The 405-nt window shown below is 23.7% G+C and carries 1 protein-coding gene; it reads left to right on the forward strand.

What is annotated here, in order from left to right; all coding sequences use genetic code 11:
* A partial coding sequence (locus ACTNAO_RS12865) for an IS3 family transposase (protein ID WP_441046318.1) occupies nucleotides 1-405 on the forward strand: 405 nt, incomplete at both ends.

Raw genomic sequence — 405 nt, forward strand, 5'->3', positions numbered from 1 at the left:
GATAATGGCACGAAAATAGAAATAATATTGTCTAATAAAGAAAAGTACAGTATCAGCGCAATGTGCAGAGTTTTAAATATTCCTAGAAGTTTAGTATATTATAAAAAAAAAATTAGAGTATGTAATACTAAACTTGAAATTGCAGTTATTTCAATATTTAGAGAAAGTAAAAATAACTATGGAACAAGAAAAATAAAAGTTGAACTGAAAAAGCAAGATATAATAGCTTCAAGAAGAAAAATACACCAAATAATGAAGAAATATAGGTTGATTTCAAATTATACTGTAAAACAATATAAAGTACATAAATCTAAATGTAATGAGGAAAAAATTGATAATGTTGTACATAGAGAATTTAATGACAGAGAAGATTTAGAAATAGTAGTAAGCGATTTAACATATGTT

The sequence above is a fragment of the Clostridium sp. HCP1S3_C6 genome (assembly GCF_052066735.1).
In the GTDB taxonomy this organism is placed as follows: domain Bacteria; phylum Bacillota; class Clostridia; order Clostridiales; family Clostridiaceae; genus Clostridium.